Source organism: Salinivibrio costicola subsp. alcaliphilus (assembly GCF_001996185.1).
Classification (GTDB): domain Bacteria; phylum Pseudomonadota; class Gammaproteobacteria; order Enterobacterales; family Vibrionaceae; genus Salinivibrio; species Salinivibrio costicola.
In genome coordinates this window covers 1-9,906 of record NZ_MUFR01000063.1, presented here as the reverse complement: position 1 = coordinate 9,906, position 9,906 = coordinate 1, and the positions used below count along the sequence as shown (strand labels likewise).

Annotated in this window: 11 protein-coding genes and 1 pseudogene; 11 read left to right on the top strand and 1 reads right to left on the bottom strand. The window is 50.1% G+C overall.

Features of this window, described 5'->3' with window-relative positions; genetic code table 11:
- The 8 genes from ftsY to BZJ21_RS14540 form a co-directional block, all read left to right on the top strand.
- A partial coding sequence (gene ftsY, locus BZJ21_RS14575; protein ID WP_077670173.1) for a signal recognition particle-docking protein FtsY occupies positions 1-1,036 on the top strand: 1,036 nt, incomplete at its 5' end.
- Between the two features lie 2 nt (positions 1,037-1,038).
- Entirely contained in the window at positions 1,039-1,707 is a 669-nt protein-coding gene (ftsE, locus tag BZJ21_RS14570; RefSeq protein WP_077576383.1) for a cell division ATP-binding protein FtsE, read from the top strand.
- A complete protein-coding gene (ftsX, locus tag BZJ21_RS14565; RefSeq protein ID WP_077670172.1) occupies positions 1,700-2,635 on the top strand; it encodes a permease-like cell division protein FtsX in 936 nt (311 codons plus the stop codon). Before ftsE ends, ftsX begins: the two co-directional genes overlap by 8 nt.
- 132 nt (positions 2,636-2,767) lie before the next feature.
- Positions 2,768-3,619, top strand: coding sequence for an RNA polymerase sigma factor RpoH (rpoH, locus tag BZJ21_RS14560; protein ID WP_394329765.1), 852 nt, complete (start codon positions 2,768-2,770; stop codon positions 3,617-3,619).
- 333 nt (positions 3,620-3,952) lie between these two features.
- A complete protein-coding gene (gene glpE, locus BZJ21_RS14555) occupies positions 3,953-4,291 on the top strand; it encodes a thiosulfate sulfurtransferase GlpE (protein ID WP_021022239.1) in 339 nt (112 codons plus the stop codon).
- Positions 4,292-4,299: 8 nt separating this feature from the next.
- Complete coding sequence (gene glpG, locus BZJ21_RS14550; protein WP_077670171.1) at positions 4,300-5,130, top strand: rhomboid family intramembrane serine protease GlpG; 831 nt, start codon at positions 4,300-4,302, stop codon at positions 5,128-5,130.
- Positions 5,131-5,383: 253 nt separating this feature from the next.
- Positions 5,384-6,745, top strand: a complete 1,362-nt coding sequence (gene glpT, locus BZJ21_RS14545) for a glycerol-3-phosphate transporter (protein ID WP_077670170.1) — start codon at positions 5,384-5,386, stop codon at positions 6,743-6,745.
- Between the two features lie 87 nt (positions 6,746-6,832).
- Complete coding sequence (locus BZJ21_RS14540; protein WP_025744409.1) at positions 6,833-7,627, top strand: DeoR/GlpR family transcriptional regulator; 795 nt, start codon at positions 6,833-6,835, stop codon at positions 7,625-7,627.
- Here BZJ21_RS14540 and BZJ21_RS14535 read toward each other — a convergent pair whose 3' ends face one another.
- Positions 7,628-8,050: a flagellar basal body-associated protein FliL gene (locus tag BZJ21_RS14535; RefSeq protein WP_077670169.1), complete on the bottom strand. Its 423-nt coding sequence runs from the start codon at positions 8,048-8,050 to the stop codon at positions 7,628-7,630.
- A gap of 157 nt (positions 8,051-8,207) precedes the next feature.
- Between BZJ21_RS14535 and BZJ21_RS14530 the strand changes: the two genes are divergently transcribed.
- From BZJ21_RS14530 to BZJ21_RS14520, 3 genes and pseudogenes are all read left to right on the top strand, one after another.
- Positions 8,208-8,750, top strand: coding sequence for a chorismate lyase (locus BZJ21_RS14530; protein WP_077576378.1), 543 nt, complete (start codon positions 8,208-8,210; stop codon positions 8,748-8,750).
- Positions 8,747-9,601, top strand: coding sequence for a 4-hydroxybenzoate octaprenyltransferase (ubiA, locus tag BZJ21_RS14525; protein WP_077461468.1), 855 nt, complete (start codon positions 8,747-8,749; stop codon positions 9,599-9,601). The genes BZJ21_RS14530 and ubiA overlap by 4 nt, the downstream gene beginning before the upstream one ends.
- A gap of 229 nt (positions 9,602-9,830) precedes the next feature.
- Positions 9,831-9,906, top strand: a pseudogene (locus BZJ21_RS14520) (type VI secretion system tube protein Hcp); the annotation flags it as partial.

Sequence of the window (9,906 nt, the reverse complement as noted above, 5' to 3'; positions counted from 1 at the left end):
GCCAGAGCCAGAGCCAGAGCCAGAGCCAGAGCCAGAGCCAGAGCCAGAGCCAGAGCCAGAGCCAGAGCCAGAGCCAGAGCCAGAGCCAGAGCCAGCGGTGCGCGAAAAACCGCAACGTGAAGGCTTCTTTGCGCGGTTAAAACGTGGCCTGCAAAAAACCAAAACCAACCTCGGCTCCGGCTTCTTTAGCTTGTTTAGTGGCAAGAAAATCGATGAAGAGCTATTTGAAGAGCTTGAGGAACAGTTGCTGATCTCTGATGTAGGGATGGAAGCCACGACCAAAATCATTGATAACCTCACTGATAAGGCCAGCCGTCGCGATCTCAAAGATGGTGAAGCCCTGTACGGCATTCTCAAACAAGAAATGGCGCACATGCTGGAAAGCGTTGAGCAACCCTTGGTGCTGACGGATCAAAAGCCTTATGTGATCTTGATGGTTGGCGTTAATGGCGTGGGTAAAACGACCACGATCGGCAAAATGGCACGCCAATTTCAGGATCAAGGCAAATCGGTCATGTTAGCCGCCGGTGACACCTTCCGTGCTGCCGCCGTTGAACAACTGCAAGCTTGGGGTGAGCGTAACCACGTGCCCGTGATTGCCCAGCATACCGGCGCTGATAGCGCGTCTGTGCTTTATGATGCGATTGAAGCGGCCAAAGCACGAAATGTCGATGTGGTGATTGCCGATACCGCCGGACGCTTGCAAAACAAAGCCAACTTGATGGAAGAGCTACGCAAAATTGTCCGTGTGATGCAAAAACTGGACGTAGGTGCCCCGCACGAAGTGATGCTTACCCTTGATGCAGGCACCGGGCAAAATGCGATCAGTCAGGCCAAGTTATTTAATGAGATAGCACCGATCACCGGTATTACCCTCACTAAATTAGATGGTACCGCAAAAGGCGGGGTGATTTTTGCGGTGGCTGAACAATTTAATATTCCGATTCGCTATATTGGTGTCGGTGAAGGCATTGAAGATTTACGCACCTTTAACGCCAATGACTTTATCGAGGCGCTGTTTAGCCGGGAGGAATAACCGTGATCCAGTTTCAGCAAGTCAGCAAAGCCTATCGCGGGGGACGTCAGGCCTTACAAAAGGTTAATTTTGAATTGCCTAAAGGCGACATGGCCCTGCTCACGGGTCATTCAGGCGCAGGGAAGAGCACCTTGTTGAAACTAATTTGTGCCATTGAACGTCCCAGTGATGGACATATTTATTTCAACGGCCACGATATATCGCGTCTCCCGCGTCAAGATATTCCCTTTTTGCGTCGTCATTTAGGGATTATCTTTCAAGATCATAAACTGCTGATGGACGCGACCGTGTTCGAAAATGTCGCCTTGCCCTTGCGGATTGAGCAGCAGTCAGACAATGAAATCAAAAAGCGGGTTTCAGCCGCGCTCGATAAAGTTGGTTTGCTTGATAAAGCGCGTTGTAACCCCATACAACTGTCCGGTGGTGAGCAACAGCGGGTAGGGATTGCGCGTGCGGTGGTCAATCGTCCCCAAGTGCTGTTGGCTGATGAGCCGACCGGAAATTTAGATGCGGCGTTGTCTGCGCAAATTATGGAATTATTCCGCTTATTCAATCAAGTCGGGGTGACCATCTTGATGGCAACGCATGACACCAGCCTGCTCGAACAATACAACCATTTACGGCGCTTTGACCTTCAACACGGAAGCTTAGCGGAGGTGGGGCATGGCTGAATCATTTATGCAGACCCAGCAACGTCACGCATTGACGGCTTGGCGTGATCTTTTTCAGCGTCCGATGGGTAATTTACTCACGCTGATGGTGTTGGCCGTTGCCTTGTCTTTGCCGGCGACCTTCTATTTGCTAGCTAAAAATGTGGTCGCGGTAAGTGCGCAGTGGCAAAGCCCAGCAGAGATCAATGTTTTCTTGTCGCCGACACAAACTGAGCAACAGGGACAGGCGCTGGCGGACACACTGAAAACGTGGCCAGGTATTGATAGCGTCACCTATGTGTCACCGTCTGAAGGCATGACCGCGCTTAAAAAGCAGCGTGGCTTTCATCAAGCGGTCACTTTATTGGAGGATAATCCTCTTCCCAGCGTGATCGTGGTGGCTCCCAGGGGAGACGCTGACAGTGACAGCACTCGGACACTGTCGGATCGCGCGAGTGGATTAGCAGAGCAATTAAGGCAACGGGATGAGGTCGCTGAAGTGCGGCTCGATACCGACTGGCTCGCGCGTCTTGATGCCATAAAGACCTTGGCGATGACGATGGCGTGGTTATTTTCTATTTTAATGCTGGCGGCTGTTGTTTTGCTGGTCGGGAATACGCTGCGCTTACAGGTCCTGCATCATCAACCCCGGATCCAGGTGATGAAAATGGTGGGCGCAACGGACAGTTTTATTTTGCGTCCCTATTTATATATGGGGGCTTGGCTGGGGAGCTTAGCCGCAGTCGTGGCCTGGATTCTCACTGCCATGAATACGTGGCTGATGGATGGTGCCGTCCACCAATTTGCACAGCTATATGACAAGCCCTTTACCCTCAGCGGACTGAGTTGGGATGAGTCTTTGCTATTATTGATGGGATCCGTTTTGCTTGGCGTAGGCGCTGCCTTGCTGGCGACGCGCCGTCACTTAAAAGAGATTGAACCTGTATAGGGGTAATACGGTCATAGAACAACGAGAGAGACATCAGGGCTTGCAGTTTTCCCCCGCTTGGGTATATTTTTGCATGCTTAATAGCAATTCGGTCTTCGACGATTCGGAAACGAGGTTTGAATGACAAAAGAGATGAACGCATTGGCACCGATTGTACAAGGTAACATCGATGGTTATCTGCAAGCGGTTAACAGCCACCCTATGCTCAGCGCGGAAGAGGAGCATTCGCTGGCCGAGCGTCTCCATTATCATGGTGATTTGGAGGCGGCAAAGTCGCTGATCTTATCTCACTTGCGTTTTGTTGTTCACATCGCCCGTGGATACACCGGATACGGCTTACCCATCGCGGATTTGGTTCAAGAAGGCAACATTGGCTTGATGAAGGCGGTCAAACGTTTCAACCCTGAAGTTGGCGTACGTCTGGTGTCATTTGCTGTCCATTGGATCAAAGCCGAAATTCACGAGTACGTATTACGTAACTGGCGTATCGTTAAAGTGGCAACGACCAAAGCGCAACGTAAGCTGTTTTTCAACTTACGTAAAAATAAGAAGCGCTTGGGTTGGTTTAATAACGACGAAGTGAATATGGTCGCGGAGCAACTTGGCGTTGAGGCGTCAGAAGTTCGTGAGATGGAAGCCCGTTTAGCGGCACAAGATCCGACCTTTGAAGCGCCCGCATCGGCAGACGATGAGCGTGAAAATGGCCCAATGGCGCCGGTTTACTACCTAGAGGACAAAAGCTCAGATATTGCCGAGTCTCTAGAGGCAGAAAACTGGGAAGCGCACGCTAATCGTCGCTTGGCGAATGCGTTATCAGGCTTGGATGAACGTAGTCAGCATATTGTTCGTGCTCGTTGGTTAGAGGACAATAAGGCAACGTTGCAAGACTTAGCAACGCATTATCAAGTCTCCGCAGAGCGTGTGCGACAACTAGAAAAAAATGCGATGAAGAAATTAAAGCAAGCCATTGGCGATGCGCTATAGCGCCTCCTGATCCTTGTATTGGTTTCGTGAAGAAAAACCGGCCCGTTGGCCGGTTTTTTTATGCCTGAAAACCAGGCGGTACTCATCACGATAGCAAGTTATGCACAGCTTATCCTGGATCCATACTATATGTAGTGGATCCTTAGCTACGATCATCGCTTATCAACGCAATTCACACTTTTGTCCACAAACGATCAAAAATCAAACAAAGCGAGTATTGCTAGGCAGGCGGGGGGAGACAAACTCAGGTACAATGCGGGTTCATCTCGAGGCGCACGCGATCCTCGTGTAACATCTGCTGGGAATAACTTTGTGAGTGGAGAGGTATAAGGTATGGATCAGTTCGCACATATCTCTGTGACCGATGCGTGGGAAATGCTGAACGATGATCAGCAAAATGCAGTATTAGTGGATATTCGTGATCCTCAAACCTTTCAGGTCGCGCATCCTCAAGAGGCCTATCACCTTACCAACGACACGCTGGTGGCGTTTATGGATCAGGTCGATTTTGATCAACCCGTCTTGGTGATGTGTTATCACGGGATCAGTAGCCAAGGGGCGGCACAGTATTTGATCAATCAAGGCTTCGATGCGGTTTATAGTGTCGATGGTGGGTTTGAAGCCTGGCATCGACAGTCACTGCCGACCGCATCAGGGATCGATATAAAATAGGACAGCCCATGCAAAAAATCGCGGTATTGCCCAATGCGCGCTTGGCACAAGCTTTTATCGATTACGCGGCCGCGCATGATGTTAGCCTTGAGCTCGCGCCAGAGCCAGACGCACACGTTGCGGTTTGGTTGATTAATGACGACGACAAAGCATGGGTCGACAACGAGCTTGAACGTTTTATTGCCGATCCAACACATAGTCGTTATCAAGCGGCGTCTTGGCAAGTTGCCGAGACGCGCCAAGCACGCTTTCACTACCCCTCAGCCCGATTATGGCAAACGGTAAAAGAGAAATCTGGCCCGGTTACCTTGAGTATCATGTTTATCTGTGTGGCCTTGTTTATGCTGATGACCCTCGGCGGCTTTGATGTGGTGGCGCGTCGTCTGCTGTTTCCTGCAGACAGCAGCCAACAATGGCAATTATGGCGTTTATTCAGCCATGCGCTGCTGCATTTTTCTGCCTTACACATCATCTTTAATCTGTTGTGGTGGTGGGTACTTGGAGGTCGAATTGAGCGTCTCGATAGTAGCAGTAAGCTGGTGCAGATCTTTCTCTTTGCCGCACTTTTCTCAGGCTTAGGCCAATATTGGTTAGACGGCCCGTATTTTGGTGGGCTTTCCGGCGTGGTTTATGCGCTACTGGGCTATTTATGGTGGCTAACTTGGTTGGCTCCCGAGCGTGGATTAACCATCGAAAAACCTTATGTGATCTTTATGCTGGCATGGCTGGTGATTGGATTTTTCCAGCCTATGGGCATGAACATCGCCAATATGGCGCATTTATTTGGCTTAATCATCGGTTGTGTCCTGGGTTTATGGGACGCAAAACGCCACGCCTGACTATCCGCTAACCCCTCGTTCATCGACAGATACCACTGTGCCCTAAAAAAAGAGCAATGAATTGCTCTTTTTTTGTTCGAACGCATGCCTTTTTTGCGTCAGATCTATGTTTTTATGTTCGATTTCACGGTTTTGGTTTTCATTTTGAGTAATTATTCCATTTGTTGAGCGAAATCGAAACTTTAGTTGCTCACTTGTTTGATTTTTATCTTTTTAATTAATCCATCGCGTACATCTTACTGAGGACCCTCCCATGTTTGGAATCTTCCGGCCGGCAGCTCACCGGCAAAGATTGCCAGAGTCACAGATCGGTGACACTTATACCCGACTGCGCTGGCAATTATTTTTTGGTATTTTTATCGGCTATGCCGGTTATTATCTGGTGCGTAAAAACTTTAGCTTGGCGATGCCGTTTCTGATTGACGAATATGGCTTTAGTCGCGGCGATCTAGGTGTCGCATTGGCAGCGGTATCCATCGCTTATGGTTTGTCCAAGTTCCTCATGGGCAGCGTGTCTGATCGCTCAAACCCAAGATATTTCTTAAGTGCCGGTCTGTTAATGTCATCACTGGTGATGTTCAGCTTTGGCTTTTTGCCATGGACGACAAGCAGTATTGCCATCATGTTTGTGCTGCTGTTTATCAATGGCTGGGTGCAAGGTATGGGCTGGCCGGCTTGTGGACGCACCATGGTGCACTGGTGGTCACGGAAAGAGCGTGGTGAGCTAGTCTCCGTCTGGAACGTTGCCCATAACATTGGTGGCGGACTGATTGGTCCTTTGTTCTTACTGGGTTTATGGCTGTTTAACGACGACTGGCGCGCTTCTTTCTATGTGCCGGCATTCTTTGCTGCGTTGGTCGCTGTCTTTATCTGGTTTACCTTGCGAGATACCCCACAATCGTGTGGCTTGCCGCCGATTGAAGAGTACAAAGACGATTATCCGGATAACTATGACGAAGAAGCATTTGAAAAAGAAATGTCTGCCAAAGACATCTTTATCACTTATGTGATGAAAAACCGTCTGTTGTGGTATATCGCGATTGCCAATGCCTTTGTTTACTTGATTCGCTATGGCGTGCTCGATTGGGCGCCGGTTTACCTGGATGAAGCCAAAGGCTTTACTGTGGATAAATCGTCTTGGGCCTACTTCTTGTATGAATGGGCCGGTATCCCAGGCACACTGTTGTGCGGTTGGATGTCCGATAAGTTCTTTAAAGGGGCTCGTGCGCCAGCCGGGGTGCTATTTATGGTGCTGGTGACGGTCGCTGTGTTGGTGTATTGGTTTAACCCCGCCGGCAATCCAGGCATTGATATGGTGGCACTGGTTGCGATTGGCTTCTTAATTTATGGCCCCGTGATGCTCATTGGTCTGTATGCCTTGGAGCTTGCACCGAAAAAAGCGGCGGGTACCGCGGCAGGACTGACCGGACTATTTGGTTACCTAGGTGGCGCGGTTGTCGCGAACATTGCTCTGGGTTATACCGTGGACCACTTTGGCTGGGACGGTGGCTTTATGCTGCTCACCGGTGGCTGTGGCTTGGCCATCTTCTTCTTGTGCCTCGCGTGGGTGGGAGAGCATCGTGTGCGCCGTGACGCGGCTGTGCACGCTGCCTAAATGATCTGTCTTGGCATTGCCTAGTGGCTATGCGTAAACTAGGAAGCCCTCGTGATCGCGGGGGCTTTTTTTGTAAGGGGAGATGCAGTGAAGCAAAACAAACGTCATCAGCAAATCATTGATCTGGTTAAATCACAAGGATACGTGAGCACGGAAGACTTGGTTGAGCGCTTCAATGTCAGCCCACAAACGATTCGACGTGATCTCAATGAATTGGCAGCAGAAAATCAAATTCGCCGCCATCACGGTGGTGCCACCGTGCCCTCCAGCTCTGAAAACACCGCGTATGCGACCCGCAAAGTATTGCAACAACAGGAAAAAGACACCATCGCTCAGGCGCTGGTGCAGCATATTCCCGACGGCGCAACGTTATTTATTGATATTGGGACCACCCCAGAGGCGGTGGCGCGCGCATTGCTGGATCATCATAACTTACGGGTAGTCACCAATAACCTCAATGCGGCGGCGATCTTAATGCCGAAACAGGATTTTACGGTGATTATTGCCGGTGGTGAGGTACGCAATCGTGATGGTGGCATTGTGGGAGAGGCCACGCTCGATTTTGTCTCTCAGTTTCGACTCGACTTTGGCATCTTGGGGATCAGTGGTATTGACGATGATGGGTCATTACTGGACTTTGACTATCATGAGGTGCGGGTTAAAAAAGCCATTTTAGACAATAGCCGCTGTGTGATGTTGGCCGCTGACCATACTAAATTTGGCCGTAATGCGATGGTGAACTTAGGCAATATTACCCAACTGGATATGGTCTTTACCGATGTCACTCCGCCCGCGCAAATTCAGGAGATGTTAGTGGCACAAGGCAGCCACCTAGAGGTGATCAGCCATGCCGTCTCTGAGGATATGCCGTCAGTTGGGTGATTACTGATAGAGGTACTTGGTAAATAAAAGGTCGGCCAGCATTCTGCGATTGGTTTCGGCAAGAAGAAGCGCGTTGACCTTTTCTAGGCATGCTTTGCGAATCGCTTCGCGTCCCGACAGCGATTTAATTTTGCTCGCGGTCTGTTGCGCCAAGGTTTCTATGATGACATCGCGGATCAGCGGCGAGTGGTATTCCAGCTCGCTGACCCACTTAGGGTCATCAACCATCAATTCAACTTTCACCTTGATAAAACCGAGCCGTGGGCCTTCGGTGACATAATTGGTGGTAATTTCAGGCTCTAAGGAAAAGTAACTGTACTTTGCTTGGCTGCCGTTACTGCCTTCTTCTTGTGCCTGGACGGCGGTACTGACCCATAACAACAGGCTCAGCAGTACCATCAATAGGGGTTGTCGTTTACTCATAGCCACCCAAAAATTCGGTTGATGATGTGATAGGAGTAGGCCGTGCGCATTCTCCAATCGCGGTCAGCCTGATACAATTACCCGCCGAGTATAGCAACATTGTCCGCCTCATAGGGGGACGGACAGGCGAATTTTGCGCGATGTGGCACAGGAAATAATGTCAGACTTAAATCATACCTATCTAGAGGCGCTGCAACAGGCACGCTGGGAGCGACCCGATATTGCGGCGTTAAAGCGCACCGCAGAAGGCAGCTGGTTGTTAGAATCACACTCCATGACGGCACGACTCAAACGCCACTGTCAGGACTTCGATGTCGACGTGCTCCAGGTCTATCAACTGACGCCGGACAAATTGACCGATCATGAAACCGCTTTGATTGGCCCAGAGGCCTGTGTGGTACGGGAAGTCGTCCTCAAAGGTGACGGACAAGCTTGGCTCTGTGCGCGAACGCTAATGCCGGCTTCCACCTTAGAGGGACAGGGTGGCCACTTACACGCGCTGGGGACCGAACCACTGGGTCAGCATGTGTTTAAACAGCGGGCCTCTCGCCGCGATGCGATTGAAACCGCGCATGTCTCTTGCTTGTCACACCAGCTTTATGCCCGTCGCTCACGTCTTTGGCTTCATAATCGACCCATGTTAGTGGCCGAACTCTTTTTGCCTCACTCTCCCTTATATGGCAAGGAGGCGCCTGCATGAGCACGAAATTGGCTGCTTATGGCCAGCTTGCACGTTTAGACCGTCCCATTGGTACCTTATTATTACTCTGGCCAACATTATGGGCGTTATTTTTAGCCGCCGATGGCATGCCGGCGTTGCTGACCCTGGTCGTATTTGTGCTCGGGGTGTATATGATGCGTGCTGCCGGCTGCGTGATTAACGATTATGCGGATCGCCACTTTGATGGTCACGTCAAACGCACCAAAGCGCGCCCTTTGCCCTCAGGGCGGATTGGCGAGAAAGAAGCGCTGGGTTTCTTTATTGCGCTAGTGTTAGGTGCATTTTTATTGGTATTAACCCAAAATACGCTCACCATTCAGCTCTCGTTTGTTGGGGTGGCGCTGGCGTTTATTTACCCGTTTATGAAGCGCTATACCCATCTTCCCCAGCTGGTGTTGGGGCTGGCGTTTAGCTGGGCGATCCCGATGGCGTTTGCCGCGGCACAAGGGGCACTCCCTCCGGTGATTTGGCTGCTATTTATGGCCAATATTTGCTGGACTATTGCTTACGACACCTTGTACGCCATGGTGGACCGCGATGATGATCTAAAGATTGGGATTAAATCGACCGCCATCTTGTTCGGACGTTGGGATAAAGCCGCGGTTGGTGTATTGCAGTTATTGACGCTTGCGCTATTGATGCTCGCCGGGCAATGGCTAGAGCTGGCGGCCGGTTACCAATGGAGCCTATTAGCGGCCTTTGCGCTATTTGTTTATCAACACTATCTTGCCCGTGAACGGGAACGCATGGCATGTTTTCAGGCTTTTTTAAACAATAACTATGTCGGTTTAGTGGTATTCATTGGTGTTTTGGCCGGTATTTACGGTTAATGTTGTCGGTGTGATAACAAAAGCGCTGGGTGGGTGAATCAACTTTTTCTCCCCAAGCAACTTTTTGCTCAGCTTGGCAACTTCTTGCTTGCGGTCGAGCAATAAGTTGCCAAAGCAATCAGTAAGTATCTGTAAAATAACAAAATAAAACTTGGCATGCTTTTCGCACTATGACCATTACCACAGTGAATAGGCTGTGCTTAATGATTAAATGTTTATAGGAGCGATTATGCCAACGCCATGTTATATCTCGATTGAAGGTGAAACCCAGGGACTGATTACTGCCGGTGCGTGTACCGCTGACT